The 24,758-nt window shown below is 71.0% G+C and carries 25 protein-coding genes; 6 read left to right on the top strand and 19 right to left on the bottom strand.

Annotated features, from left to right (window positions below; genetic code table 11):
• The first annotated feature begins 15 nt into the window (after positions 1–15).
• Together AB0N03_RS38515 and AB0N03_RS38510 are read left to right on the top strand one after the other, a co-directional pair.
• Positions 16–1,290: a cyclopropane-fatty-acyl-phospholipid synthase family protein gene (locus AB0N03_RS38515; RefSeq protein ID WP_364382877.1), complete on the top strand. Its 1,275-nt coding sequence runs from the start codon at positions 16–18 to the stop codon at positions 1,288–1,290.
• Positions 1,287–2,057 (top strand): DUF1295 domain-containing protein, encoded by a 771-nt coding sequence (locus AB0N03_RS38510; RefSeq protein ID WP_364382874.1) that lies wholly within the window; start codon positions 1,287–1,289, stop codon positions 2,055–2,057. Before AB0N03_RS38515 ends, AB0N03_RS38510 begins: the two co-directional genes overlap by 4 nt.
• Here the strand turns inward: AB0N03_RS38510 and AB0N03_RS38505 are convergent.
• Complete coding sequence (locus AB0N03_RS38505) at positions 2,044–2,550, bottom strand: DinB family protein (RefSeq protein WP_364382871.1); 507 nt, start codon at positions 2,548–2,550, stop codon at positions 2,044–2,046. The genes AB0N03_RS38510 and AB0N03_RS38505 overlap by 14 nt on opposite strands.
• A gap of 80 nt (positions 2,551–2,630) precedes the next feature.
• On the opposite strand from AB0N03_RS38505, the gene AB0N03_RS38500 reads away from it, so the two are divergent.
• Both AB0N03_RS38500 and AB0N03_RS38495 read left to right on the top strand, forming a co-directional pair.
• Positions 2,631–3,089 (top strand): MarR family transcriptional regulator, encoded by a 459-nt coding sequence (locus AB0N03_RS38500; protein ID WP_364382868.1) that lies wholly within the window; start codon positions 2,631–2,633, stop codon positions 3,087–3,089.
• Positions 3,076–3,510 (top strand): OsmC family peroxiredoxin, encoded by a 435-nt coding sequence (locus AB0N03_RS38495; RefSeq protein ID WP_364382865.1) that lies wholly within the window; start codon positions 3,076–3,078, stop codon positions 3,508–3,510. Before AB0N03_RS38500 ends, AB0N03_RS38495 begins: the two co-directional genes overlap by 14 nt.
• A gap of 48 nt (positions 3,511–3,558) precedes the next feature.
• Here the strand turns inward: AB0N03_RS38495 and AB0N03_RS38490 are convergent, their stop codons facing one another.
• From AB0N03_RS38490 to AB0N03_RS38470, 5 genes are all read right to left on the bottom strand, one after another.
• A complete protein-coding gene (locus AB0N03_RS38490; protein ID WP_364382862.1) occupies positions 3,559–3,747 on the bottom strand; it encodes a hypothetical protein in 189 nt (62 codons plus the stop codon).
• A 285-nt stretch (positions 3,748–4,032) separates the two neighbouring features.
• Positions 4,033–4,905 (bottom strand): helix-turn-helix transcriptional regulator, encoded by an 873-nt coding sequence (locus AB0N03_RS38485; RefSeq protein ID WP_364382859.1) that lies wholly within the window; start codon positions 4,903–4,905, stop codon positions 4,033–4,035.
• Complete coding sequence (locus AB0N03_RS38480) at positions 4,880–5,407, bottom strand: DUF6879 family protein (protein ID WP_364382856.1); 528 nt, start codon at positions 5,405–5,407, stop codon at positions 4,880–4,882. The genes AB0N03_RS38485 and AB0N03_RS38480 overlap by 26 nt, the downstream gene beginning before the upstream one ends.
• The gene (locus AB0N03_RS38475; protein WP_364382853.1) at positions 5,391–5,585 is read right to left on the bottom strand and encodes a hypothetical protein; all 195 of its coding nucleotides are present in this window, start codon (positions 5,583–5,585) and stop codon (positions 5,391–5,393) included. The genes AB0N03_RS38480 and AB0N03_RS38475 overlap by 17 nt, the downstream gene beginning before the upstream one ends.
• Positions 5,586–5,661: 76 nt before the next feature.
• Positions 5,662–6,198: a CGNR zinc finger domain-containing protein gene (locus tag AB0N03_RS38470; protein ID WP_364382850.1), complete on the bottom strand. Its 537-nt coding sequence runs from the start codon at positions 6,196–6,198 to the stop codon at positions 5,662–5,664.
• A gap of 80 nt (positions 6,199–6,278) precedes the next feature.
• On the opposite strand from AB0N03_RS38470, the gene AB0N03_RS38465 reads away from it, so the two are divergent.
• Positions 6,279–7,448 carry an MFS transporter gene (locus AB0N03_RS38465; protein WP_364382848.1) on the top strand — a complete coding sequence of 390 codons (1,170 nt, stop codon included), beginning with the start codon at positions 6,279–6,281 and terminating at the stop codon, positions 7,446–7,448.
• Here the strand turns inward: AB0N03_RS38465 and AB0N03_RS38460 are convergent.
• The 13 genes from AB0N03_RS38460 to mraZ form a co-directional block, all read right to left on the bottom strand.
• Positions 7,445–8,269 (bottom strand): NAD(P)H-binding protein, encoded by an 825-nt coding sequence (locus AB0N03_RS38460; protein ID WP_364382845.1) that lies wholly within the window; start codon positions 8,267–8,269, stop codon positions 7,445–7,447. The genes AB0N03_RS38465 and AB0N03_RS38460 overlap by 4 nt on opposite strands.
• Before the next feature lie 77 nt (positions 8,270–8,346).
• Positions 8,347–9,177, bottom strand: a complete 831-nt coding sequence (locus tag AB0N03_RS38455; RefSeq protein ID WP_364382842.1) for an FtsQ-type POTRA domain-containing protein — start codon at positions 9,175–9,177, stop codon at positions 8,347–8,349.
• A 4-nt stretch (positions 9,178–9,181) separates the two neighbouring features.
• Entirely contained in the window at positions 9,182–10,579 is a 1,398-nt protein-coding gene (murC, locus tag AB0N03_RS38450) for a UDP-N-acetylmuramate--L-alanine ligase (RefSeq protein ID WP_364382839.1), read from the bottom strand.
• Positions 10,572–11,696: an undecaprenyldiphospho-muramoylpentapeptide beta-N-acetylglucosaminyltransferase gene (gene murG / locus AB0N03_RS38445; protein ID WP_364382836.1), complete on the bottom strand. Its 1,125-nt coding sequence runs from the start codon at positions 11,694–11,696 to the stop codon at positions 10,572–10,574. The genes murC and murG overlap by 8 nt, the downstream gene beginning before the upstream one ends.
• Positions 11,693–13,201 carry a putative lipid II flippase FtsW gene (gene ftsW, locus AB0N03_RS38440; protein WP_364382833.1) on the bottom strand — a complete coding sequence of 503 codons (1,509 nt, stop codon included), beginning with the start codon at positions 13,199–13,201 and terminating at the stop codon, positions 11,693–11,695. The genes murG and ftsW overlap by 4 nt, the downstream gene beginning before the upstream one ends.
• On the bottom strand, positions 13,188–14,594 hold the full coding sequence (murD, locus tag AB0N03_RS38435) for a UDP-N-acetylmuramoyl-L-alanine--D-glutamate ligase (RefSeq protein WP_364382830.1): 1,407 nt from the start codon (positions 14,592–14,594) through the stop codon (positions 13,188–13,190). Before murD ends, ftsW begins: the two co-directional genes overlap by 14 nt.
• 1 nt (position 14,595) lies before the next feature.
• Entirely contained in the window at positions 14,596–15,678 is a 1,083-nt protein-coding gene (gene mraY / locus AB0N03_RS38430; protein ID WP_364382827.1) for a phospho-N-acetylmuramoyl-pentapeptide-transferase, read from the bottom strand.
• Entirely contained in the window at positions 15,675–17,177 is a 1,503-nt protein-coding gene (gene murF / locus AB0N03_RS38425; RefSeq protein ID WP_364382824.1) for a UDP-N-acetylmuramoyl-tripeptide--D-alanyl-D-alanine ligase, read from the bottom strand. Before murF ends, mraY begins: the two co-directional genes overlap by 4 nt.
• Positions 17,174–18,718, bottom strand: a complete 1,545-nt coding sequence (locus AB0N03_RS38420; RefSeq protein ID WP_364382959.1) for a UDP-N-acetylmuramoyl-L-alanyl-D-glutamate--2,6-diaminopimelate ligase — start codon at positions 18,716–18,718, stop codon at positions 17,174–17,176. The genes murF and AB0N03_RS38420 overlap by 4 nt, the downstream gene beginning before the upstream one ends.
• A 287-nt stretch (positions 18,719–19,005) precedes the next feature.
• Positions 19,006–20,931, bottom strand: coding sequence for a penicillin-binding protein 2 (locus AB0N03_RS38415; protein WP_364382821.1), 1,926 nt, complete (start codon positions 20,929–20,931; stop codon positions 19,006–19,008).
• Positions 20,931–21,659: a hypothetical protein gene (locus AB0N03_RS38410; RefSeq protein ID WP_364382818.1), complete on the bottom strand. Its 729-nt coding sequence runs from the start codon at positions 21,657–21,659 to the stop codon at positions 20,931–20,933. The genes AB0N03_RS38415 and AB0N03_RS38410 overlap by 1 nt, the downstream gene beginning before the upstream one ends.
• Entirely contained in the window at positions 21,656–22,609 is a 954-nt protein-coding gene (gene rsmH, locus AB0N03_RS38405; RefSeq protein WP_364382815.1) for a 16S rRNA (cytosine(1402)-N(4))-methyltransferase RsmH, read from the bottom strand. Before rsmH ends, AB0N03_RS38410 begins: the two co-directional genes overlap by 4 nt.
• A gap of 209 nt (positions 22,610–22,818) precedes the next feature.
• Positions 22,819–23,250, bottom strand: coding sequence for a division/cell wall cluster transcriptional repressor MraZ (mraZ, locus tag AB0N03_RS38400; protein WP_364382812.1), 432 nt, complete (start codon positions 23,248–23,250; stop codon positions 22,819–22,821).
• A gap of 497 nt (positions 23,251–23,747) precedes the next feature.
• Between mraZ and AB0N03_RS38395 the strand changes: the two genes are divergently transcribed.
• Positions 23,748–24,713: a hypothetical protein gene (locus tag AB0N03_RS38395; RefSeq protein WP_364382809.1), complete on the top strand. Its 966-nt coding sequence runs from the start codon at positions 23,748–23,750 to the stop codon at positions 24,711–24,713.
• Positions 24,714–24,758 lie beyond the last annotated feature (45 nt).

Raw genomic sequence — 24,758 nt, 5'->3', positions numbered from 1 at the left:
GAGCGAATCCCGGACATGCCGAACAGCACCGCGCACCGCCTCGCCTCGTTCGCCGAACAGCTCCTCGGCGGGCAGCTCCCCGTCGGCCTCCGAACCTGGGACGGAACCCGCGCCGGACCAGTGGACGCGCCCACGGTGGTGCTGCGCAACCGCCGCGCCCTGCGCCGCCTGCTCTACGCGCCCGGCGAGCTGGGGCTCGCCCGCGCCTACGTCACCGGTGACCTCGACGTCGAAGGAGACCTGGCGGACGGCTTCCGCCGGATCTGGAGCCTCACCCGCACGGGTGAGCTCAACCGGGTGAAGATCGGCCCGCGTACTTGGGCCGAAGCCGTCTCGCTCGCCGCCCGCCTCGGCGTCGCCGGGCCGCCGCCGAAACCGCCCGCCGAAGAGGCCCGGCTGACCGGCAAGCTGCACAGCCTCCTGCGCGACAAGTCCGCCATCGCCCACCACTACGACCTGGGCAACGCCTTCTACCAGCTGCTGCTGGACGACTCGATGGCCTACTCCAGCGCGTATTTCACCTCCGACGAGCCCGGCTACGGCCTGGCGGAGGCACAGCACGACAAGCTGGAGATGATCTGCCGCAAGCTCGGGCTGCGGCCGGGCATGCGGCTGCTCGACATCGGCTGCGGCTGGGGTTCGCTGCTGGTCCACGCGGCCAAGCACCACGGCGTGCACGCCGTCGGCATCACGCTCTCGGCCGAGCAGCTGCAGCACATCCGCGGCCGGCTCGCCCAGCACGACCTCGAAGACCGCGTCGAGGTCCGGCGGCAGGACTACCGCGAGCTGCCGGACGCGCCGTTCGACGCGGTCGCGTCGATCGAGATGGGCGAGCACGTCGGCGAGGTCAACTACCCGGCCTACACCGCGACGCTGCACAAGATGGTGAAGCCCGGCGGGCGCGTGCTGATCCAGCAGATGTCGCGGGGGACCGTGGCCCCCGGCGGCGGCGCGTTCATCGAGCGCTACATCGCGCCCGACATGACGATGCGCCCGGTGGGCCGGACCGTCGAGCACCTCGAACACGCGGGCCTCGAGGTCCGGGACGTGCACGCGATGCGCGAGCACTACGTCTGGACGGTCCGGGCCTGGGCCGACACCCTGGAGCGGAACTGGGCCGACGTCGTCGCGCTGATCGGCGAGACCGGCGCGCGGGTCTGGCGGCTGTACCTGGTGGGCGGGGCACTGGCGTTCGAGGAGAACCGGATGGGCGTGGACCAGATCCTGAGCGTGCGACCGCACCCGGACGGGACGAGCGGCATGCCGGCGACGCGGGAGTGGCTCCGATGACCCTCGGTGTGACGCTGCTCGTCACCGCCGCCGTCACGCTCGTGGCGGTCGTGGCGACCTTCGGGATCGCGCGGGCGCGCAAGCGCTACGACACGGTCGACACGTTCTGGGGGCTCGGCTTCGCGATCGTCGCGCTCGCCGCGTTCCCCTTCGGCGACGGCCCCCTGGCGCTGCGACTGGTGGTCACGGCGCTGACCGTCGTCTGGGGCGTGCGGTTGTCCCTGCACCTGCACCTGCGCAACCACAAGCTGCCGGAGGACCCGCGGTACGCGAAGATGCGGCAGGAGCCGCTCCGGATCTTCGTCCGCGTGTACCTGTTCCAGGGTCTGGTGCTGTACTTCGTCTCGCTGCCGGTGCAGTTCGCGATGTACGGCACCGGATTCGGCGTGCTCGGCTGGCTCGGCGTCGCGGTGTGGCTGGTCGGGTTCGGCTTCGAGACGATCGGCGACGAGCAGCTGCGCCGGTTCAAGGCCGACCCCTCGACCAAGGGCAAGGTGCTCGACACGGGGCTGTGGCGCTATACGCGGCACCCGAACTACTTCGGCGACGCGTGCGTGTGGTGGGGCCTCTACCTGCTGGCCTGCTCGACGTGGCCGGGCGCGCTGACGATCCTCTCCCCCGTGGCGATGACGTTCACGCTGGCCCGCGGCACGGGGAAACCCATGCTGGAGAAGGGAATGGCTCGCACCCGCCCGGCTTACGCGCACTACGTCGAGCGGACGAGCGGCTTCTTCCCGTTGCCGCCGAAGAAGGTCACTCCCCGGTGAGCCCGTCGGTCAGCTCGCGCAGCAGGTCGAGGTGGCCGACGTGCCGGGCGGTCTCCTCGATCATGTGCGTGAGCACCCAGCGGACGTTGAACGTCTCGTCCTTGTGCGTGACTTCGTCGTCCAAGCCGTGCTTCGCGACGATCTCGCGGCTGCGGTCGCTCTGCTTCTCGTAGTCGGCCAAAAGCCGGGCCAGTGTCGTCTCGGGCAGGATCCGGAACTCCGCGTCCGGGTCCTGCTCGAGCTTCTCCTCCCAGGTGTCCTCTTCGCCGTCGACGACCACGGCGAACCAGAACCATTCGTTCAGCGTCAGGTGGGCGATGAGACCGGCGATGGTCGTCAGCTCGCTGGGCAGGTGGACTCGCCGGACCTGCTCTTCGGTGAGCCCGCCGGCCTTCCACGCGACGGTGGCGCGGTGGTGGTCGAGCATGCTCGTGAGGATTTCGCGCTCGCCGCCGGTCAGCGGAACCTTCGGGCGCGGCGGTGGTGGTGTCATGCCCGGGAGTCTGCCAGGGACCACCGACAGGTTTTCGGGTTACCTTGCGCACGATGTAATCGTGGGCTAGGTTTACGGGCGTGCCGGATGAGTTCCTGTTGGACGAGCAAGCCTGCTTCGCGCTCTACGCGGCGTCGCGCGCGGTGACGGACACGTACCGTCCCCTGCTCGGCGAGCTGGGGCTCACCTACCCGCAGTACCTGGTGCTGCTGGTGCTGTGGGAGTCCGACGCCCGGCCGGTCAAGGAGATCGGCGAGGCGCTGCACCTGGACTACGGCACGCTTTCCCCGCTGCTCAAGCGACTCGAGGCCAACGGGCTGGTGACGCGGGCGCGCCTGCCCGCGGACGAACGCACCGTGGTGATCAGCCTGACCGAACAGGGCCGGACGATGCGCACGCGCGCTTCCGCCGTCCCGTCGGCCATCGGCTGCGCACTGGGCCTGGACGACGCTTCGCGGCGGGAACTCATCACCACCCTGCGGCGGCTGACGGCGTCGGCCGCCGCGTACTCACTTGGAGGCTTCGATGCCCAGCCGTGACGCGACCACCCACTGGACCGGCGGACTGCAGAAGGGCAAGGGCGAGGTCACGCTGGACTCGTCCAACGCCGGCGCGTTCTCCGTGTCGTTCCCGACCCGCGCGGGCAACCCGGACGGCCAGACGAGCCCCGAGGAGCTCATCGCGGCGGCCCACTCGTCGTGCCTGGCGATGAACCTGTCCGGGGTGCTGGAGGCCCAGCAGCTGACGGCGGACTCGATCGACGTGAGCGCGGAGGTCACCCTCGGCCCGGCGGCCGGCGGCGGCTTCGAGATCAGCGGAATCGCGATCACGCTGCGCGCGGTCCTGCCGGGCGTCAGCGCGGAGCAGTTCGCGGAGTACGCGGAGACGGCCGAGAAGACGTGCCCGGTGTCGAAGGCCCTGGCCGGCACGACGATCACCCTGGACGCGGCCCTCAGCTGAGGCCCGTCGCGAGCGGCCCCCTCTTTTCGCCGAGGGGGCCGCTTTTCGTCAGCGGGCGAACTTGGCGAGGTGCTTGCCCACCCAGGTACATCCGAAGTCCGCCAGTGTGGTGCCGGTCCAGCACCCGGGGATCCGGACATCGGTCCACAGGGTCATTTTCGGCCCGGCCAGGGTTCCGTGGCTGACGTGGACCACCGAGGCACCTTCGGCCCAGCAGAAGGCGAAGTGCGCGTACATGTACATCCATACTCGGCTGCCTGACGCGTCCACCGCCTCCACCGGCCCTTCGGTGGGATAGGGAGCTCGGTAGAAGACCTGCGTCCGTGCGCCGAAACGGAATTCTTCGGGGACGAAACCAGGCCTCAGCAACGGGTCAGTCTTCGACAATGGTGATCGTGCCGGTGCCATCGCAGCTTCCGCAGCCCTTTCCCTTGCAGTCGCCACAGGTGCGAGTGATGTTCTTCATTCCTCGAAAATATAATCGGGCGATCGGCGACGCCAGAGCTACTCGCGAATGCGCATCTACTTACCTGGAGCCGCCGGAGAACCCGCTCGCCGGAAATCGTCGGCGACCGACCGGAGGAATTCGACCGCCTCATCACCCCGGTACGCCCGAGAACGAAATGTTTCGAACAGTTCGGCGTGGTATGCCACGTCCTGCGGATCGCGCAACGCCACGGTGCCCGAGAACAATTCGACCGTCACCAACCGCTCGTCGTAGACGACGAAGATATTCAGCGGGGACGCCAAGACCTCGGCAGTCTGGGGAACAACCGAGATATCGACGTTTTCCCGTTCGGCCGTCGCAAGGAGGTTCGCCGCCTGGCCGACCATCACCGAAAGCGGCGCCCGCCGCCAGCGGACCGCCTGCTCGGTCAAGACGAACTTGAACTGCCGATCAATGTCGTCGAGAACCCGTTGCCAGGCCAACCGGGCCTCGACCATCCTGTCGACGTCACGGCCCGGCCGCCCCTTCATCGTCGAGGTGAGCACCTGACGCGCGTAGTCCGGCGTCTGGAGCAGGCCACTCGGGATGGCGGGGAGGAACTGCCGGACCAGTCGGGACGACTCGTGCAACGCCTTGATCTCCAGCTGACCACGCCACAATCCGGTGCGCGCCAAGGATCGCCACGACGTATAGCCGACGTTCGCGACACGAGCGAGGGCTACGAGCTTTTCGGCGGCTTCATCGGGAACAGCCAGCGCCGCGACGATCTGTTCGACATCGATCACCGAGGCGAGTACCTTGCCCGTTTCGATGCGGCTGATCTTCGCCTGGCTCATCGCGCAGCGGGCAGCCAGCCGTTCGCCCGAAAGACCAGCGGCTCGACGCAACTCCCGAAGCATCTCCGCCAGCGTCGCGCGCTGCTCATCCTGCCGACCCGGCTCCAGCATCCCACTCGTCAAACGGCACCCCGCGACTCAAAGCTACGTCTCGCCAGCCATGATATTTACCCAAATCGGGCTCCTCCACCAGTTCAGCACCGACGAAAGTGCCATCGCGATGGTAATCGAGGCGCACGACCGTAGCGCTGTCGAAGAGCCAGAAATCCTGAGCCGGTAGCCCCCAGTCGCTCTCCGTGATATCGACCATCCGGTAGTCCTCGCCGGCAGTTGCATTTCCCGGTATGCCCCAGGCACATTGATAACGAAGGTAGTCCGTCAACGGACGACGAATCAGCTTGGCGCGCTGGACAGTTCGCCCGGATGCGACGATCGCCGCGATCCGTCCGCGCCATGCGGCATTGTGCCCGGGAGGTTTCTCACCGCCGGCCAAGAACAGCTCCAAGTTCGGCTGCTCTGCCGGCATCGTGTAGATCTGTCGCACCTCCAGGCGGAACGCCGACGAGGTGAACTCGTCGAAGTACTTCTTCCCCCACTCAGCGCCCAAGCGCACGCAATGCCTCCTCGACCAGGTTCACCGACAACTCGACAGCCTGCTCGCCCGGCCCGAAGACCAGTCCTGCGGCAGCCGGCACCGCATCACCTTGCACCACGAGCGTGTTGCGGTCCGACAGATAGACGTTCGGGCACGTCCCATCGTCGCACGTTCCGGCAAGCTTCCTGAGCTTCATGGTCATCACGGTAAGGATTACGGAGAGTGCAAGCAAGACTACTCGGTGCCTAGTCGCGAGTTTGCATAAGTTCGACTCAGCCTGCCGTGGCCTTGGCTCGATAAGTCGACTTCTTCGCCTGGTTCCCGCAGATCTCCATCGAGCACCACCGCCGCGTCCCCGGGCGGGACGTGTCCAGGAACAGCGCGCCGCACGTCGGGCCCGCGCAGCGGCGGACCCGGGCGAACTCCGGTGACGTCACCAGGTCCAGCGCGTCGTGCACCAGCAAAGCCACCATCGCCGACGGCGGATCCGAAGCCTGCCAGCGCAACTCCCCCGCGGTCGTCAGCGAAGGCGCGGGCACCGGGAGGGCGGCGAAGCGGTTCAGGCGTTGCCGAACGGAGGGCCGCAAGGAATCCGTGAGCAGCGAATGGATCGCCTCGCGCGCCACCCACGCGTCGTCCACCGACGTGGGGCGCACCGGCGTCGCGAACGGGCCGAACGCGTCGATCCACGCTCCCCACGCCGCCGGGTCCGGGAGCTCCTCTGCTTCCGAGGATGTCCCGCGGTGGCGCAGCGTCCGAATGAAGTCGAGGCACAGTCTGCCCGCTCCCGCGCGAAATCGGTCCGTCATAAGGGTCACAGTACGCCGGAACCGGTTTGACTGGTACCGTCGGGAACCGATCAAACCGGTTCCACGACCCTGGGGGCACGATGACGGACACGAAGCAGGACGCGCCGCCCGGGTGGCTCGTGCTGCTGCTCGCCGTCTCCTGTGGACTGACCGTCGCCAACCTCTACTACGCCCAACCGCTGCTCGCCGAGCTGCGGCACACCTTCGGCGTCGGCGAGGCCGCCGCCGGCGGGGTCGTCACCGCCACCCAGATCGGCTACGCCGCCGGGATGCTGCTGCTCGTCCCGCTCGGTGACCGCCTCGAGAACCGCGGACTCGTCGCCATCTTGCTCGCGCTCGCCTGCGCCGGCCTCGTCGTCACCGGCGTCGCGCCGGGGTTCGCCGTGCTGCTGATCGCCTCCCTCGTCGTCGGGGCGACGTCGGTCGTCGTGCAGATCCTCATCCCGTTCGCCGCCGACATCTCCCCCGACGCCATCCGCGGCCGGATCGTCGGGCGCGTCGTGAGCGGGCTGCTGTTCGGCATCCTGCTCTCGCGCGTGGTCGCCAGCTTCCTGGCCGAGGTGACCAGCTGGCGCGTGGTGTTCCTGATCTCGGCCGCCGCGATGGCCGCGCTGGCCGTGGTGCTGCGGTTCATCCTGCCGCGCCGCGCACCCAAGACCGACGTCCACTATGGACAGCTGCTGCGCTCGACCCTGGCCATGTGGAAGAAACACCCCGACCTTCGCCACCGCGCGCTGTACCAGTCGGCGATGTTCGGGGCGTTCAGCGCCTTCTGGACGACGATCGCGTTCGTGCTCACCGCCCCGCCGTTCAACTACACCCAGCTCGGCGTCGGCCTGTTCACGCTGGCGGGCGCGGCCGGCGCCGCGGTGGCACCGCTGGCCGGCCGGTGGTCGGACCACGGTCACGGCCGGCGGCTCACCGCGGGCGCGTTCGTGCTGTGCGCAGCCGCCTTCGCACTCGCCGGCTTCGGCGCGCACAGCGTCATCCTGCTGGCGATCGCCGCGATCGCGGTGGACATGGCCGTGCAAGCGACGCTGGTGACCGGCCAGCACGTGATCTACCAGCTCGACCCGTCGGCCCGCGCCCGCGTCAACAGCGTCTACCTGGGCACGTTCTTCATCGGCGGCGCGATCGGCTCGCAGGCCGGCTCGATCGCCTACCACCTGGGCGGCTGGACGGCGGTCGTCGTCTTCGCGGGCGTGCTGCCGCTGCTCGGCCTGGCCGGGATGACCCGCACGCGCGTTTAGGCGAACACCTCCCGCCGCGCGGCCGCCCACCCGGCGTACGTCGTCCCCGGACGGCCGAGCAGCTCCTCGACGACACCGGTCGGCACCTGCGGATGGCGCAGGGTCTCCTCGAAGCCGTCCAGCATCCAGTCGACGGCCTGCTCGGGCACGCCGTACCCGACCCACTGCGATCTTTGCTGCGCCCGGGTCAGCTCGCGGAACCGGATCTCCTTGCCCAGCACCGATGCGAGCACCGAAACCTGGCCGCGCAGGCTGATCGCCTCGGGTCCACTCAGGACATATGTCTGGCCGACGTGCCCTTCGGTGGTCAGCACGCGCGCGGCCACCGCGGCGACGTCACCGAGGTCGATCGGGGTCTGCGTCGCGTCGCCGTAAGCCATCGCGACCTCGCCCGCGCGGACCATGCCCGCCCAGTCGAGCGTGTTGTTCATGAAGACGCCGGGCCGCAGGAACGTCCAGGCGAAACCGGCGTCCCGGACCGCCTCCTCGACGGCGCCGTACTCGTTGCCGCTGGAGCCTTCGTGGTCATCGCCGACGCTGCTGCCCGACAAGGCGACGACCCGCTTGATGCCCGCTTCGGTGGCCAGCTCGCAAAACCGCCGGACGGTCCGCGCCATCGGGGCGAGGTACACGGCGTCGACGCCTTCCAGGGGCAACGTCGACGGCCGGGCCAGCGACCCGACCACCACCTCGGCTCCGGCGGGCAGCGAAGCCCGCTCCGGATCGACGGTCAGCGCCCGCACCGGCACCCCCACGGCGAGCAGCTCGTCGACCACCAGGCGGCCCACGCTGCCGGTCGCCCCCGTCACCAGGATCGTCATGACACCCTCCTCATTCTCGTATGCCGTACGGGATCGTACGGCATACGGAAATGAGAGTGCACGTAAAACCGAAGAAATCAGGAAGTGATAGTGGGCAGCTCGGGCGCCGCGACGTCGTAGACCTTGCCGTCCTGGGTCAGCAGCGCGGCCAGGACCTTCGCCTTGCGGTCCGTCTGCTCCGCCGTCCCCCAGCGGACGACCTTCCCGCTCGCCAGCGTGAACTCCACGCTCGCCGGGGTCTTCGCCGTCGCCGTCGTGACCTGCTTCAGCAGCTGCTCCGGGATCACCCCGAGGACCGCCGTCACCGCGCGCGTCACCGGGTCGTCGGCCGACACCTTCGACAGCTTGAGCTCCGGCAACCCCGCCGGGCGCGCCGAGACCGTCTTGAACACCACGCCGCCGCCGTCGACCAGGTGGACGCCGTCGCCGCCCGGGCCGCTGTCGAAGAACGCGATCGCCGTCCGCTCGGTCACCGTGATCTCGACCGTGTTCGGCCACGACCGCGACACCTCGACCGTCGCGATCCCCGGCATCGCCGCCACCCGGTCGCGGATCTCGTCGGCGCTCAGCCGCAGCATCGGCTTGTCGATCGGGACCGCCGCCACCGCGCGGACCTGGTCGGCGGTCACCGTGCGCGAACCGCTGACCTCGACGTCCTTCGCGCCGAGCATCGAGCTGAAGAACAGCAAGTACACCAACGCGATCACGGTCAGCACCGAGAGCAGCGCCACCCAGCGGCGGCGGATCTCGACCCGCCGGTGGGGCCGGTTGCGCGGCGAAGGGCGCGTGGCCACCCGGGTGCGGCGGCGCTCCTCTTCGGAGCGCCGCCCCCGGCGTTCCCGCGCCAGGGCGGCGCGATCCCGTTCGTCCTCTTCGGACGGACGGCGGCGTTCCCTGGTCGGACTCATGGCCTCAGCGCTTGTCCAGCTCGGCGAGGATCTCCGGGCCCAGCTGCGTCACGTCGCCGGCGCCCATGGTGACGACGAGGTCACCCGGCTTGGCGAGCCCTGCCACCAGACCGGCGGCGACGTCGATCGCCGGCTCGTAGTGCACCGCCGCCGTCACCCGGTCCGCGATGAGCGCGCCGGTGATCCCGGGCTCGGGCTCCTCGCGCGCGCCGTAGACGTCCAGCACGACGACCTCGTCGGCCTGCGAAAGCGCCTCGGCGAACTCCGCCGAGAACGTCTTGGTCCGCGAGTACAGGTGCGGCTGGAACACCACGATCACCCGCCCGGACCCGGCCGCCGTCCGCACCGCGCGCAGCTGCGCGGACACCTCGGTCGGGTGGTGGGCGTAGTCGTCGTAGACGCGGACGTCGCCGGCGCGGCCCTTGAACTCAAACCGCCGTCGTACGCCGCCGAACACCGCGAGCCCCTCGACCAGGCCTTCGACCGGCGCCCCGAGCTCGATCCCGGCCAGCAGGGCCGCGAGTGCGTTGTTCGCCATGTGGTCGCCCGGCACCGCGACCTGCACGTCGATCAGCTTGGTCTTCAAGGAGATCCGCACGATCCCGCCGTCGGTGCGCGGCTCGTAGGACATGATCTTGGCGTTGTCCGGCCCGCTGACCCCGTAGCCGTACCGCTGCACGCGGACACCGCGCTTCGCGGCGGCGTCGCCCAGCGCGTCGGCCCCCTCGTCGTCGGCGCAGACGATCAGCAGGCCGTCCGGGTCGAGCCGGTCGACGAACTCGGTGAACACCTTCGTGTAAGCCTCGGCGGTGCCGTGGTGGTCCAGGTGGTCGGGCTCGACGTTCGTCACGACCGCGACCGACGGCGAGTAGGTCAGGAACGAGCCGTCGCTCTCGTCGGCTTCGGCGACGAAGATGCCGCCCTCGCCGTGGTGGGCGTTCGCGCCGGACTCGTTGAGGTCGCCGCCGATGGCGAACGACGGGTCGAGCCGGCAGTGCTGCAGCGCCACGGTGAGCATCGACGTCGTCGACGTCTTGCCGTGCGTGCCCGCGATGCAGGCGACGCGGTGGCCTTCCATCAGGCCGGCCAGCGCCTGGGCCCGGTGCAGCACCGGGATGCCCGCGGCCCGCGCCGCGGCCAGCTCCGGGTTGGTCTCCTTGATCGCCGTCGAGACGACCACCGCGGACGGCGGTTCCGGCAGCGACGAAATGTTCGACGCGCTCTGCCCGACGAACAGCTCGGCGCCCTGGGCGCGCAGCGACAGCAGCGCGCGCGACTCCTTCGCGTCCGAACCCGACACGAAAGCCCCGCGCGCCAGCAGGATCCGCGCGATGCCGGACATGCCGGCGCCGCCGATCCCGATCAGGTGCGCCCGGCGCAGCTCTTCGGGCAACTCAAGCACCGGCGGCCTCCAAAACGATGCGAGCGAGGATCTCGTCGGCCTCGCGGTGACCCATGCCGACCGCGGCCGCGCCCATCTTCGCGACGCGGTCGGCGTCGGTGACCAGCGGGACGACCAGGTCGGCGACCTTGGCCGCGGTGAGGTCGGCGTCGACGACCATCAGCGCGGCCCCGGCGTCGACGGCCGGGCGCGCGTTGGTGGCCTGCTCGCCGTTGCCGATCGGCAGCGGGACGAACACCGCGGGCAGCCCGACCGCCGTCACCTCGGCGACGGTCATCGCGCCCGAGCGGCACACCGCGACGTCGGCCGCCGCGTAGGCCAGGTCCATCCGCTCCAGGTACGGCACCGGCACGTACGCCGGCCGGCCCGGGAACTCCTGCACGACCAGCGTGTTCTTCGGGCCGTGGGCGTGCAGCACGCCGACCCCGGCGTCGGCCAGGTCCTTCGCCGCGCCGGACACCGCGCCGTTGATCGACTGCGCGCCCTGCGAGCCGCCGAACACCAGCAGCGTCGGCGCGTCCGGGTCCAGCCCGAAGTGCTCGCGGGCCTCGGCGCGCAGCGCGGCCCGGTCGAGCGACGTGATCGACCGCCGGAGCGGGATCCCGACGACCTCGGCCTTCGGCAGCGGGGTGCCCGCGACGGCGACCGCGACCCGCTTGGCGAACCGCGCGCCCACCTTGTTCGCCAGGCCCGGCGACTGGTTGGCCTCGTGCACGACGATCGGGACGCGCCCGCGCGCGGCCAGGTAGGCGGGCAGGGCGACGTAGCCGCCGAAGCCGACGACGACGTCCGCGCCGACCCGGTCGAGCACTTCACGGGTCCTGCGAACCGAGTCGCGCACCTTCAGCGGCAGCCGCAGCAGCTCCGGCGTCGGCTTGCGCGGCAGCGGCACCGGCGGGATCAGCTCCAGCTCGTAGCCGCGGGCCGGGACCAGCTTGTTCTCCAGGCCGCGCTCGGTGCCCAGCGCGATGACCGTCGCGTCCGGGCGCAGCCGCTTGACGGCGTCGGCCAGGGCGAGGGCGGGTTCGATGTGTCCTGCGGTGCCACCACCGGCGACCACGACCACGGGCCCTCTGCCCGCGGCGGATCGCTCGGTTCCCTTGACGGGCTTACTCACCAATGACCTCTCCGGTTCGCGGTACTCCGGGTACCACGGCTCGCTGTTGTCCGCGCGGCCCCGCCGCGAGACGTGGCCGTGCTCGTCCGTGCCGCGCTGCGGCGCACCGGCTCGCGGACCGACTTGCGCCGTTCCTGAGCCGGGGCGGGCCGCGCCGCACGGGGCGCGGGCCTGGCCGCCTTCGCCCCGGCACGCGCCGCCCCCTTGCGGGTGGCGGGCGGGCGGTACGGATCGGGCGCGGGCAGCCGCAGCAGGCGTCCGAATTTACCCGGCCCCTGCGTGCGCAGTGCGGCCACCGCCTCCGGTTCGTGCCGGGCGGCGTTCGCGAGCACGCCCATGATGAGCATGGTGATCACCAGCGAGGTGCCGCCGTAGGAGATCAGCGGCAGCGTGACGCCGGTGACCGGCAGCAGGCCGACGACGTAGCCGATGTTGATGCCGGCCTGCGCCACGAGGAACACCGTCAGCGTGCCGGAGACGATCCGGATCCACGGGTCGATGTTGCGGGTGGCGATCCGCAGGCCCACGATCGCGACCCCGGCGAACAGGCTCAGCACCACGACGCAGCCGATGAAGCCGAGCTCCTCGCCGATCAGGGCGAAGATGAAGTCGTTCTGCACGTTCGGCAGGTAGCTCCAGCTGGCCGCGCCCTGGCCGAGGCCCTTGCCGAACAGCCCGCCGTCGGCGAGGGCCAGCTTGGCCTGGTTCGCCTGGAAGCCTTCGGCGCTGGTGTCGGCGTCCGGCGAGAGGAACGACATGACACGGGCGAGCCGGTAGGGCGCGATGAGAGCGAGCACCAGCACACCGGCCAGACCGCCGGCGAGGATGACGCCGAACAGCCGTTTCGGCGCGCCGGCGAACCACAGCAGCGCCAGGAGCACCACGGCGAGGGTGACCGTGCCGCCGAGGTCGGGCTGCAGCATGACCAGGGCGAACATCAGCAGCGCGATCGGGACCACCGGCACCAGCAGGTGCCGCCACTGGTGGATCACGTTGTACTTGATCACCAGGATGTGGGCGCCCCAGAAAGCCAGCGCGACCTTCGCCGCCTCGACCGGCTGGAAGGTGAAGTCGCCGAGCCGGAACCAGCCCTGCGAGCCGTTCACCGTCGACCCCAGCGGGGTCAGGACCAGCACCAGCAGGCCCAGGCAGACGACCGTCGCGGTGGCCGACATGCGCCGGATCCGTTCCAGCTTGACCCGCATGGCCAGCCAGAACACGACCGAGCCGATCGCGACGAACACGAGGTGCTTGGTGAACAGCGAGTACACCCCGCTGCCGGTCTTCGGGTTGTAGGACTCGACCGACGACGCCGACAGCACCATGACGATGCCGATGACGGTGATCACGCCGGTGAGGGCCAGCACCAGGTGGAACGACGCCAGCGGACGCGAAAGCCACGCGGTCAGCGCGGTCCGGAACGCGACGAAGCCGCTCTCCTTGCGCTCGCGGCGCGGCCGCCGCTTGGGCGCGGGGTTCTTGGGCTTGGGCTCAGTGACCGTCACGCGGCGCCCCCGCTGCGTCGTCGCGGAGGACGTGCACCGCCGCGGCGAACGCGTCGCCGCGTTCGCCGTAGTTGCGGAACATGTCCAACGACGCCGCGGCGGGTGCGAGCAGCACCACGTCACCTGGCCGGGCCATCGCGCTGGCCGCACTCACCGCCGCAGTCATGGGTTCATCGTCACCCGTACGGAGGCTGTTCACCGGGACATCCGGCGCGTGTCGCGCGACCGCGGCGGCGATCACGGGTGAATCGACCCCGAGGAGCACGACTCCGCGGAGACGGCCGGAGACGCTGCTCACGAGTTCGTCGACGGAAGCGCCCTTGAGCTGGCCGCCGGCGATCCACACGATGCTCTGGTGCGCGCGCAGCGACCCGGCGGCCGCGTGCGGGTTGGTCGCCTTCGAGTCGTTGACGTACCGCACCCCGGCGACCTCGGCCACCTCGACGGCCCGGTGCGGGGCCGGCTGGTACTCGCGCAGCCCCTTCGCCACGGCCTCCGGCGGGACGCCGTGGGCGCGGGCCAGCGCGGCCGCGGCGAGGGCGTTCGAGACGTTGTGCGGACCCGCCGGGCGGACGTCGGCCAGCGTGGCGAGCTCCTCGGCGCTGTTCGCCGGGTCCGCGACGAAGGCCCGGTCGGCCAGCAGGTCCTCGACGATCCCCAGTTCCCCGGCGCGCGGGGTGTCCAGCCGGAAGCCGACGCGGCGGGCGCTCTCGGGCGCGTGCTCGCCGGCGATCCGCGTGGACCACTCGTCGTCGGCGTTGTGCACGGCGACCTTGGCGCGGGTGTACACGCGGCCCTTGGCGGCGGCGTACTCGTCCATCGAGCCGTGCCAGTCGATGTGGTCCTCGGCCAGGTTGAGCACCACGGCGGCGTCCGGCGCCAGCGTCGAGGACCAGTGCAGCTGGAAGCTCGACAGCTCCACGGCCAGCACGTCGTAGCCCGCGCGGACCGCGTCGAGGGCCGCGTAGCCGATGTTCCCGCAGGCCACGGCGTTGACGCCGGCCGCATTGAGGATCGATTCGAGCATGCCCACGGTGGTCGTCTTGCCGTTGGTGCCGGTGACCACGAGCCACGACGGCGGGTGCTCGCGCAGCCGCCCGACCCGCCAGGCCAGCTCGACGTCGCCGATCACCTCGACCCCCGCCTCCGCGGCGGCCACCAGCAGCGGCGACGTCGGCCGCCAGCCGGGGCTGGTGACGACCAGGACGACGTCGGACGGCGGCTCGGTCAGGCCGGGCACCAGCTCGGCGCCGAGGCCCGCCAGTTCGGCCAGGCGCTCGGCGTTGCCGTCGGTGACCGTGACGCGGGCGCCCAGGTCGACGAGCACGGGCACGATCGACTTGCCGGTGACCCCCGCACCGGCGACGAGAACGTGACGACCGGCGATCTCCATGTCAGCCGCCGAAGCCGAGCTGTTCGCTGTAGAACAGGCCGAGCCCGAACATGCAGCAGATCGCCGACAGCAGCCAGAACCTGATGATCACCGTGGTTTCCGCCCACCCGGCGAGCTCGAAGTGGTGGTGGAAGGGCGCCATCCGGAACAGTCTTCGCCGGGTCGTCCGGAACACCGCGATCTGCGCGACCACCGAGATCATCTCGACCATGAACAGGCCGCCGATGACGATGGCGAGCAGCTCGGTGCGGGTGGTCATCGACAGCCCGGCGACCAGGCCGCCGAGGGCCAGCGAGCCGGTGTCGCCCATGAAGATCTTCGCCGGGGCCGCGTTCCACCACAGGAACCCGACGCAGGCGCCGGCGGCCGCGGCGGCGACCACCGCCAGGTCGAGCGGGTCGCGGACGTCGTAGCAGGCGGGCGCCGGGCCGTTGGCGCAGTTCAGCCGCTCCTGCCAGAACGCGATGACGACGTAGGTGGCCAGCACCATCGCCGCCGAGCCGCCCGCCAGGCCGTCGAGGCCGTCGGTGAAGTTCACCGCGTTCGACCAGCCCGAGATCACGATGTAGCAGAAGATCACGAAGAACACCGCGGGGAAGGTGATCAGCGCGAGGTCGCGGACGTAGGAGAGGCTCTCCGACGCCGGCGTGATGCCGCGGGTGTCGGCGAAGTTCAGCGCCAGGACCGCGAACGCGATGGTGACCACCAGCTGGCCGACCAGCTTCGCGGTCTTGTTCAGCCCCAGGTTGCGCTGCTTGCGGATCTTGATGAAGTCGTCGAGGAACCCGACGATCCCGAGGCCCACCGCGAGCATCAGCACGAGCAGCCCGGAGGCCGTCGGCGCGCCGCTGCGGGAGTTGAACATCCAGTTGATCAAGTGCGCGGCGAAGTACCCGATGACCATCGCGGTGATGATCGCGACGCCACCCATCGTCGGCGTACCGCGCTTGGACTTGTGTCCCTGCGGGCCTTCCTCACGGATCTCCTGCCCGAAGCCCTGCCGGGAGAAGACCCGGATGAGGTAGGGCGTGAGCATGATGGAGACCAGCAGGCCCGCCGCGGCCGCGATCAGGATGCTGATCACGCGTCACCACCGTTCGAGCGATTCTCGGAGTTGTCGGTTTCCCGGGGTTCGAGCAGAGCTTCGGCGACCCGCCAGAGGCCGGCGGCCTTGGAGGCCTTGACCAGCACCACGTCCCCGGGACGGAGCTGATCATGCAGCAGGGCGATCGCGGCCCCGACGTCGGGTACCAGGGTCGATTCCTCGCCCCAGGAGCCCTCCTGGTGCGCGCCCTGGTGCATGGCCGCCGCCTCGGGGCCGATCACGACGAGCTTCGCGATGTTGAGCCGGACGACCAGGCGGCCGATCTCGTCGTGCGCGGTGACCGCGTCCGCGCCGAGCTCGCCCATCACGCCGAGCACGGCCCAGGACCGGCGGCCGCTCTCCCGCGTCATCGCCGCGAGGGCCTTCAGGCCGGCCCGCATCGACTCGGGGTTGGCGTTGAAGGAGTCGTTGAGGATCGTGACGCCGTCTTCGCGGGTGACGACCTCCATGCGCCGGGCCGAACGCCGTTCGAGGCTCGACAGCCGCGTGGCGATCTCCTCCGGCGTAGTGCCCAGCTCCAGCGCGACCGCCGCGGCGGACAGCGCGTTGCCGACGTGGTGCTCGCCGTGCAGCGGCAGCTTGACGTCGGCCTCGCCGGCCGGCGTGACCAGCCGGAAGGAGGCACGGGCCTCGTCGTCGAGGGTGATGCTCTCCGCGCGGACCTGCGCCGAGGGGCTCTCGCCGACGAACACGACGCGGGCCTTCGTGCGGCTCGCCATGGCCGCGACCAGCGGATCGTCGAGGTTGAGGACCGCGACGCCGTCCTCGGGCAGGGCCTCGACCAGCTCACCCTTGGTCTTCGCGATGCCTTCGCGCGAGCCGAACTCGCCGACGTGCGCGGTGCCGACGTTGAGCACCACGCCGATCTTCGGCGGCGCGATCTCGGCGAGGTGGGCGATGTGCCCCGGCCCGCGCGCGGACAGCTCCAGCACCAGGTGCCGGGTCTCGGCGTCGGCCCGCAGCGCCGTCCAGGGGTGCCCCAGCTCGTTGTTGAACGACCCGGGCGGCGCGACCGTCGGGCCGAGCGGCTCGAGCAGCTGCGCGATGACGTCCTTCGTCGACGTCTTGCCGGAGGACCCGGTGACGCCGACGACGGTCAGGTTTCCCTCGGCCAGGCGCTGCACGACGTACCGGGCGAGCTTGGCCAGCCCGGCGAGCACCGCGGCGCCGGAGCCGTCCTTGTCGCCGGTCAGGGCGACCGACCGCTCGTGGGCCTCGCCCGGGGCCGGTGGCGGGACGACGATCGCGGGCGCGTCGACCTCGCGGGCGGCCAGCACGGCGACAGCGCCGGCTTCGACGGCCTGCGCGGCGAAGTCGTGGCCGTCGACCTTCTCCCCCGGCAGGGCGGCGAACAGGCCGCCGGGCGTCAGCTTCCGGGTGTCGAACTCCACGCTGCCGGTCACCAGCGCGGCTGGGTCGGCGCGGTGCAGCCGGCCGCCGACGACGTCGGCGATCTCGGCCAGGCTGAGCACGATCACACACTCACCTCGAGTTTGTTGCGGATGGCCGCGGCCAGCTCGTCGCGGTCGGAGAACGGGTGCACGACGCCGGCGGCCTCCTGGCCGGACTCGTGCCCCTTGCCGGCGAGGAAGACGATGTCGCCGGGCCCGGCGAGCGCGACGGCGTGCTCGATGGCTTCACGGCGATCGCCGATTTCGATGATCTCGCCGCCTTCGGCGGGCCCGACGGCGCGGGCGCCGGCGAGCATCGCGGCGCGGATCGCCGCGGGGTCTTCGGAGCGCGGGTTGTCGTCGGTGACGATCAGGACCTCGCTGCGGCGAGCCGCCGCCTCGCCCATCATCGGGCGCTTGGCGGTGTCGCGGTCGCCGCCGCAGCCGAGCACGGTGATGATCCGGCCCTCGGCGCGGGCCCGCAGCGCGTCCAGGCCCTGGGCGACCGCGGCGGGCTTGTGGGCGTAGTCGACGACGGCGGTGAACTCCTGGCCGACGTGGACCCGCTCCATCCGGCCCGGCACCTGCACCCGGGCGAGCCCGGCGACGATGTGCTCGAGGGAGACGCCGGCGGTGCTCAGGATCGCCGCCGCCAGCACGGCGTTGGCGACGTTGAACTCGCCGGGCAGCGGGATCCGGGCGGGTGCGCTGAGGCCGTCCGGGCCGTGCAGGGTGAACCTCTGCTCGCCGTGCGGGGTGGCCTGCAGGTCGGTGGCCTTCCACACCGCGTCGGTGCCCGGGTCGGTGGTGACCGTGACCGTCTGCGGCGTGAGCAGCGCCTGGCCCCACGCGCTGTCGACCACGACGACCTCGGTGGTCGAGCGGCCGTCGAACAGCAGCGACTTCGCGGCGAAGTACTCCTGCATGTCCTTGTGGAAGTCCAGGTGGTCCTGGGAGAGGTTGGTGAAGGCACCGACCGCGAACCGGGTGCCGTTGGCGCGGCCCAGCGCGAGCGCGTGGCTGGAGACCTCCATCGGCACGTGCGTGACGCCGCGCTCCAGCATGACCGCGAGCAGCGCCTGCAGGTCCGGCGCCTCCGGCGTGGTGAACCCGCTGACCAGCCGCTCGCCGGCGATCCGGGTCTCGACGGTGCCGATCAGGCCGGTGGTCAGGCCCGCGGCCTGCAGGCCGGCGTCGACCAGGTAGGACGTCGTGGTCTTGCCGGAGGTCCCGGTGACGCCGAGGACGGCCAGCCGCAGCGACGGCTCGCCGTAGATCCAGGCGGCGATCTCGCCGAGGGCGGCGCGCGGGTCGGCGTGCACGAGGATCGGGACGCCGGCGTCGCGCAGCGCGGGGCGCTCGGCGCCGTCGGCGTCGGTGAGGACCGCGACGGCCCCCGCGGCGATCGCCTGGTCGCTGAAGTCGGCGCCGTGGGCCCGGGCACCGGGCAGGGCGGCGAAGAGGTCGCCGGGCAGCACGTGCTGGGCGCGCAGGGTGGTGCCGGTGACGGTGAGCTCGGCGGCGTCGGGCCGGTCGGCGATCAGCCGGGCGTCCGCCCTGGCGAGCAGCGTCGCCAGCGGGACCGGGTCGATGCGCGCCGGGCGCGGCGGCGCGGGGATCGCTTTCACCGGGCTTTCCGGCACCTGGGAACTGGACGATGACACGGACACGGCCAAGAGGCTACCGGCGGCCGTTCCGGGGGCCCGCACGCGGTACGGCGATTGCGCGCGGCTGAGGCACATGTGCTAGACGCACCGGCAGACCCTCTTGCCCCGCAACGCTTTCCCAGCCGCGGCCGGCCGAAGTGGACGATGCCGGGCCGAAAAGCCGTGAAGGCCTCCTTCGCGGCTCAAGAAGCCGGTAAGGAGGCCTTCACGGACCAAGAAGCCGGTAAGGGGGCCTTCACGGATCGTGCTCACGGCACGATGAGCGGGACCTCCGGCGACGGCCCGTCCGACAGCGGGATCTGGTACCGCTGCGTCAGGTACGACGCGATGCTGTGGAACAGCGGCGCGGCGGAGTGCCCCGCCGGCAGCGTCGTGTCGGGCGCGTCCAGCCGGATCCCGACCACGAACCGGGGGTGGTCCGCGGGCAGGATGCCGGCGAAGGTGATGTTGTAGAGGTGGTCGCTGTAGGCCTTCGTCCGCGGGTCGACCTGCTGGCCGGTGCCCGTCTTGCCGGAGATCTGGTAGCCCTCGACCGCGGCCGTCGGCGCGGTACCCTTCTGCAGGCCCTTGCCGTTCTGCGCGACCGCGCGCATCATGTCGCGCACCGTCTTCGCCGTCTGCGGGCTGACCACCTGGACCGACTTCGGCGCCGGCTCGGGCACCGTCGTCCCGTCCGGGTTCACCTTCGCCTTCACGATCCGGGGTTCGACGCGCAGGCCGTCGTTCGCGATCGCCTGGTACATCCCGGCCATCTGCAGCACGGTCATCGACAGGCCCTGCCCGATCGGCAGGTTGCCGAAGGTGGTCGCCGACCACTGGCTGCGCGCCGGCACGACCCCCGCGCTCTCGCCGGGCAGGCCGACGCCGGTGCGCTGGCCGAGCCCGAACTTCTTGAGCAGGTCGGCGTAGCGCTCCTCGCCGATCTTCTGCGCCAGCAGCAGCGTGCCGATGTTGGACGACTTGGCGAAGATCCCGGCGGTGGTGAACGTCTGCGTGCCGTGGGTCCAGGCGTCGTGCACGGTCTTGTCGGCCACCTGCAGCGCGCCGGGCACCTGGATCGTCGACTCGGGTGTCGCGACGCCGTAGTCGATCGCCCCGGTGGCGGTGACGACCTTGTTGACCGACCCGGGCTCGAAGGGCGTGGTGACGGCGCGGTCGTTCATCGCTTCGGCGTCGGAAAAGGTGGACTGGTCGTTCGGGTCGAACGTCTTGTCGTTGGCCAGCGCGTAGACCTCGCCGGTCTTCGAGTCGAGGACCACGGCCTGCCCGCCCTTGGCGTGCGACTGCTGGACGTAGTCGGTGAGCTGCCGCTGCACCTCGTACTGGAGGTCCGAGTCGATGGTCAGCTCGAGGTCCGAGCCCGGGACGGCGGCCTGCAGGTCGCGCTCGGTGCCCGGGATGACGACGTTGTCGCTGCCGTTCTTGGTGTTGACCAGCATCCGGCCCGGCGTACCCGCGAGGTCGTTGTCGCGGGACTGCTCCAGCCCCACCAGGCCGTGCAGGTTGTGCTTGGAGACGTCCTTGTCGTCGGTGCGCCAGTTCGCGACGCCGACGATGTTCGCCGCCAGGTTGTCACCCGGGTACTCCCGCAGCGCGCGCTTCTCGATTTCGACCCAGGCGAAGTGCTTCTGGATGTCGGTGGCGACCGAGGGCTCGATGTTGTGCTCGAGGTAGGTGAAGGACGCCGGCTTGTGGAAGAGGTCGAGCAGCTGCTGCTCGGTGAGCTGGTTCGGCACCTTGGCCGCGATGTACTTGGCGGCCGCGGCGGTCTCGCTGTCGAACGTCTTCTTCGTGCCGGGGTTCTTCGCGCCGAAGTCGTCCATGTTCTTGTGGAACGCCTTCAGGTTCACCGAGAGGGACCGCACCTCGACGCTGAACGCCAGCTTGGCACCGTTGCGGTCCACAATGGACCCGCGCTGGGCCGGGATGTCGATGTTCTGGGTGCGCTGCTTCTCGGCCGCCTCGGAGAGCGCCCCGGCCTCGAACCACTGCACCTGCACCAGTTTCACGCCCGCGACGAGCAGCACCGCGACCAGGATCAGGCGCACGGCGGAGAACCGGCCGCGGTGGCCGCCGTTGCCCCGCCGCGCGGCCGCGCTGCGCGTCCCGGCGGCGTAGGTCCGCCGCGCGCTGCCGGTGGTGCGCGCGCGGGCCTGTCCCCGGCTCGAAGCCATCACTGGCCGGCGCCCGGCTGCGCCGGCACGGGCTGCTCGTCGGCCGGCACGGCGGGCTGGTCGCCCTCGATCGGCGCGCCCTGCTGCGACTGCGTGCCCGCGGCGGGCGCCGCCGGCGGCGCGACCGGCACCGCCGGCGTGTCCGCCTTGGCCTTCTTCGGCTCGCCGACGAGCGACGTCTTCCCGTCCGGGCCCACGACGATGCGCGCCGGGTCGCCACCCGGCACCATGCCCAGCTGCTGGGCCGCGGGTGCCAGCGACGCGGGCGACTCGGCCTTCGCGACGTCGCGCTGCAGCTGTTCCTTCGTCTCGGCCAGCGTCGCGTTGGTCGTGCGCAGCTGCTCGAGCCGGTAGGAGTCGGCGATCGCCTGCGTGGTCAGCCACAGCGTGGTCGCCACGCCGGCGGCCAGCAGCGCCATCATCAGCAGCACGAACGACGCGCGCGACTTCGGCAGCCGCAGCTTGAGCTGCAGCTTGGGCTCGGGCGCGTCCGGCGTCCGCCGCGGCTTCGGCGCGGGCCGGGGCTCGCGCTCCTTGAGCAGGTCGGCGCGCTGGGCGCGGCGTGCGTAGGCGCGCTCGGCCGCGGACGTCCGGCCGCGCGAGGCGCGCCGGGGCGCGGCCTTGCCCGGTTCGGTGGTCTGCGGCTCTTCGACGGTGGTCGCGCGCGCGGGCTCGGCACGCTTGCGCGTCGCGGGCCCGCCGGCCCGGCGCTTCGTGGGAGCGGTCATCGCGGCTCTCCGATCCTCTCTGCGGCCCGCAACCGCACCGAAGCGGCACGCGGGTTCCGTCCGATCTCCTCTTCGCCGGCCTTTTCGGCCCCCCGGGTCAGGAGCTTCAGCTCCGGTCCGTGTCCCGGCAGCTCGACCGGAAGCCCCTCCGGGGTGCGGGACTTCGCGAGCTCGGCCAGTGCCTGCTTGACGAGCCGGTCTTCCAGGGACTGGTATGCCTCGACGACGATCCGCCCGCCGACCGGCAGCGCGCCCAGCGCGGCGGGCATCGCCCGGCGGAGCACTTCGAGCTCGCCGTTGACCTCGATCCGCAGTGCCTGGAAGGTGCGCTTGGCCGGGTGCCCGCCGGTGCGGCGGGTGGCGGCCGGGACGGCGTCGTAGAGCAGCTCGACCAGGCGCCCGCTGTTCGTGAACGGCTCCTGCTCCCGCGCGGCCACGACGGACTTGACGATCCGCTGCGCGAAGCGTTCCTCGCCGTAGTCCCGCAGGATCCGGATCAGCTCGCCGGGCGCGTAGGTGTTGAGGACGTCGGCGGCGGTGAACCCGGTGGTCGGGTCCATCCGCATGTCCAGGGGCGAGTCCTTCGAGTAGGCGAACCCGCGCTCGGCGCGGTCCAGCTGCATCGAGGAGACGCCGAGGTCGAACAGGATGCCGTCGGCCTTGGCGATCTTCAGCCCGGCGAGGGCTTCGGGGAGTCCGTCGTAGACGGTGTGCACGAAATCGACGCGGTCGCCGTGGCGGGCGAGGCGTTCGGCCGACTTCTCGAGCGCGGCCGGGTCCCGGTCCAGCGCGACGAGGCGCAGCCGCGGGAACGCTTCGAGGAGGGCGTCGGAGTGCCCGCCGAGGCCGACGGTCGCGTCCACGAGGACGCCGTCGCGTTCGGCGAACACGGGGGTGAACAGCTCGACGATGCGGCTCAGCAGTACCGGGACGTGCTCGGGTGCTGTCATGTTCCCTCCCCCTTTCTCGCCTGGCCCGGGGGAAATATGGCGGATGCCGTCAGGTCCCTGTCCGCCCGCTGCCGACCTGGTACCGGGGAAGGTGCACCAGGGCTGTTGAGCGGACAGAGGCCTCACGGCATCCGGGTGGACGTTCCCCTCACCGCGCGGGCGGCGAACCTGTCGTCCCCCGACGACGAAGGTGCACCGCGACCGCACGCCTAGAAGACGCCCGGCAGTACTTCCTCTCGAGCCTTCGCGTAGCTGTCTTCGTGCTCTTCCAGGTAGCCCTGCCACGCTTGGGCGTCCCAGATCTCCAGCCTGGTGATCGCCCCGATCACCACGCAGTCCTTGCTGAGCCCCGCGTAGCGGCGGAGCTCGGGCGCGATGCTGATGCGCCCCTGGCCGTCCGGTCGTTGCTCGTCCGTGCCCGCGAAGAGGTAGCGCTGGTAGGCCCGAACCGCCTCGTTGGTGAACGGGGCCTCGGCGACCTTGCGCGCCATCTGCTCGAACTCGGCGCGGGGGAAGACGAAGAGGCAGTGGTCCTGCCCCTTGGTGAGCATCAGCCCGCCGGCCAAGGCGTCGCGGAACTTCGCGGGCAGCGCGAGCCGCCCTTTGTCGTCCAGCTTCGGGGTGTGGGTGCCGAGGAACACGGCCTCCACCTCCCTACCGCACCCGGTGGCGAACCCCCGCCTGCGGCTCCGGGGCTTCCCTTCCGCCCCACTGGCCACCACCGTACCCCACTTTTCACCACAGTCAACGCGTGAAACCGGCGCCTCACTCCGTCGTGTGCTTTGTTTGCGCAGGTCAGCAAGGTGGGGGCTGGTGGGGGGTGCGGTGGGGGACGGTGGGCAAGATCCCCCGCGCCGGGGTCCGGAGCAACCTCAGCTGTATCCCATGCGTCCGCATAACGGCCGCGAAAGAACCCAGGGCCGGTTCCGTGGGGCCGGGTGGGGCCCCGGAGTGGGGCCCGGTGGGGACGCCGGCCCGAACGTCGCGAATGACTCATTCGCGGCGCCGGATGTCCCGAATGAGTCATTCGCGACGTTCGACGCGACCGATTGTCCACAGCCTCCCCGCGTAACCTTGAGTAGTCCACAGATTACGGAAAGGTCTGGTGCCAGCCCGGCCCTTTCAGGACCATCGAGCCGTGACCAGACGATCGTGGGCCAGGGACGCCGAAGTGCTCTTCGCCGCCAGTCGGCGTGGCGTGATCACGGTGGCGCACCTGGAAGAACTCGGGGTGCCCTCGCGGACCAGCTATCGGCGATGCCGTCCCGCCCAGCCGTGGCAACGGCTCCTGCCCGGCGTGATCCTGCTTCGGACGGGCGAGCCGACCCGGCGGCAACTGGTCGAAGCCGCCCTTCTTTACGGCGGTGAGGAGGCGGTCGTCACGGGACTGGAGTCGTGCCGCCGCCAAGGCCTGAAACGCGCGGCCGGGGCGGGGGAACCGATCCACCTCCTGTTGCCCGCCCGTCTGAAGACCACGAGCAGTGGCTGTGTCCTCGTCGAGCGGACCACCCGGATGCCCACCCCGGTCGAGTTCGAAGGGTTGCCGCTGGCGCCGGTGGTCCGCTCGGCGCTGGACGAGTGCCGGCGGCTGACCGAACGGGCGCCGATCCGGGCGCTGCTCGCCGAAGTGGTGCAGCAACTCGGCATCGACCCAGCAGAACTGTCCACGGAACTGGAGAAGGGAAGTGACCGAGGCAGCGCACTGCCTCGTGAGGCGCTCCGGGAGATCGGACGCGGCGCACGTTCGGCCGCCGAAGCCGAGGCCATGGCGCTGTGGCACCGAACCGGCCTGCCGGAGCCGTTCTGGAACGTCCGGATCCGCGACGAGCACGGGTGCCACATCGCCACGCCGGATGCCTGGTGCGACGACGTCGCTCTCGCCTGGGAGATCGATTCCTTCGAATTCCACTTCGGGCAGCCGGGCTACGCGGCGACTCTCAAACGCAACAACCGGTACGCCGCAGCCGGCGTCTCGGTGGTGCAGACGGTACCCAGCCGCCTGCGGAGTGAGCCCCGCGCTGTCGCCGACGAGCTCGTGTCGGCGTATCGCGCCGCTGCGGCCCGCCCACGCCCCCCGGTGACGCTGGCCGGACGTCGCGAATGACTCATTCGCGGCGCCGGATGTCCCGAATGAGTCATTCGCGACGCT

Origin of the sequence: Amycolatopsis sp. NPDC051061, from assembly GCF_040682935.1 — a bacterium.
Classification (GTDB): Bacteria; Actinomycetota; Actinomycetes; order Mycobacteriales; family Pseudonocardiaceae; genus Amycolatopsis.
This window is presented reverse-complemented; position numbering and strand designations above follow the sequence as displayed.

Excerpts from the sequence above, each read along its gene's own strand:
- AB0N03_RS38455 (WP_364382842.1), bottom strand. The coding sequence starts at position 9,177 with ATGAGTCCGACCAGGGAACGCCGCCGTCCGTCCGAAGAGGACGAACGG.
- AB0N03_RS38490 (WP_364382862.1), bottom strand. The coding sequence starts at position 3,747 with ATGTACGCGCACTTCGCCTTCTGCTGGGCCGAAGGTGCCTCGGTGGTC.
- AB0N03_RS38465 (WP_364382848.1), top strand. The coding sequence starts at position 6,279 with ATGACGGACACGAAGCAGGACGCGCCGCCCGGGTGGCTCGTGCTGCTG.
- AB0N03_RS38475 (WP_364382853.1), bottom strand. The coding sequence starts at position 5,585 with ATGAAGCTCAGGAAGCTTGCCGGAACGTGCGACGATGGGACGTGCCCG.
- AB0N03_RS38505 (WP_364382871.1), bottom strand. The coding sequence starts at position 2,550 with ATGACACCACCACCGCCGCGCCCGAAGGTTCCGCTGACCGGCGGCGAG.
- murD (WP_364382830.1), bottom strand. The coding sequence starts at position 14,594 with ATGGAGATCGCCGGTCGTCACGTTCTCGTCGCCGGTGCGGGGGTCACC.
- AB0N03_RS38415 (WP_364382821.1), bottom strand. The coding sequence starts at position 20,931 with ATGGCTTCGAGCCGGGGACAGGCCCGCGCGCGCACCACCGGCAGCGCG.
- AB0N03_RS38485 (WP_364382859.1), bottom strand. The coding sequence starts at position 4,905 with ATGCTGGAGCCGGGTCGGCAGGATGAGCAGCGCGCGACGCTGGCGGAG.
- AB0N03_RS38495 (WP_364382865.1), top strand. The coding sequence starts at position 3,076 with ATGCCCAGCCGTGACGCGACCACCCACTGGACCGGCGGACTGCAGAAG.
- AB0N03_RS38510 (WP_364382874.1), top strand. The coding sequence starts at position 1,287 with ATGACCCTCGGTGTGACGCTGCTCGTCACCGCCGCCGTCACGCTCGTG.
- AB0N03_RS38470 (WP_364382850.1), bottom strand. The coding sequence starts at position 6,198 with ATGACGGACCGATTTCGCGCGGGAGCGGGCAGACTGTGCCTCGACTTC.
- AB0N03_RS38410 (WP_364382818.1), bottom strand. The coding sequence starts at position 21,659 with ATGACCGCTCCCACGAAGCGCCGGGCCGGCGGGCCCGCGACGCGCAAG.
- AB0N03_RS38515 (WP_364382877.1), top strand. The coding sequence starts at position 16 with ATGCCGAACAGCACCGCGCACCGCCTCGCCTCGTTCGCCGAACAGCTC.
- AB0N03_RS38460 (WP_364382845.1), bottom strand. The coding sequence starts at position 8,269 with ATGACGATCCTGGTGACGGGGGCGACCGGCAGCGTGGGCCGCCTGGTG.
- rsmH (WP_364382815.1), bottom strand. The coding sequence starts at position 22,609 with ATGACAGCACCCGAGCACGTCCCGGTACTGCTGAGCCGCATCGTCGAG.